The organism is Bacillus sp. LR--39, from assembly GCF_053613335.1.
In genome coordinates this window covers 1-639 of the sequence record NZ_JBSIOT010001070.1, presented here as the reverse complement: position 1 = coordinate 639, position 639 = coordinate 1, and the positions used below count along the sequence as shown (strand labels likewise).

Annotated in this window: 2 pseudogenes; one reads left to right on the top strand and one right to left on the bottom strand. The window is 41.8% G+C overall.

Annotated features, from left to right (window positions below):
• A pseudogene (locus ACWHAR_RS28495) lies at positions 1 to 394 on the top strand (ABC transporter permease); the annotation flags it as partial.
• Between the two features lie 38 nt (positions 395 to 432).
• Here ACWHAR_RS28495 and ACWHAR_RS28490 read toward each other — a convergent pair.
• A pseudogene (locus ACWHAR_RS28490) lies at positions 433 to 639 on the bottom strand (NCS2 family permease); the annotation flags it as partial.

Genomic DNA, 639 nt, shown 5'->3' with positions numbered 1-639 from the left:
CAGGATGAGAAGAAAACCGTTATTATACCGAAATTCAAAAAGGATATTTAAAAGGCGAACGATCTGCACAGGCTATAAGGAATTGTTTTTTAAAGTCATGCTGAGGAATAGCGAGTATGCGAGGCAGATGTACATGCTATTGTCAGCTTTCACCGTTCTTATATTTGTTTCCCCAATTTGGCTGAAGGTGATTGCGTTGCTGGTATATACAGGGGTTTGCCGTTATATCCTGACGCTTATTTTTGACAAGGTCATGGATGTCCCTTTTTTAATTGGCACCGATAAGGAAAGTGATGAATATTATCGGGCCAGAAAAAGCTGTATCAATATCCTGCACTATGCGTTTGCCGCCTGTTGTTTTTTAGCGGCCGCTGTCTCTTTATTGTTTACATAAAAAACCCAAACGGCGACGTTTGGGTTTTTTGGTCTATGTTATAAAATAAACAGCTGGATGAAAAACAGAATGGCGAAAACGATGACGAGCGGATGAATCTCTCTCCATTTTCCCCGCGCTGCTTTTACGATCGGATACGAAATAAAGCCAAGCGCGATTCCTGTAGAAATGCTCGAGGTCAAAGGCATGGCTAGAATGACGAGAAACGCAGGAAATGCCTCGTCCATCTCTTTCCAGTTCATATT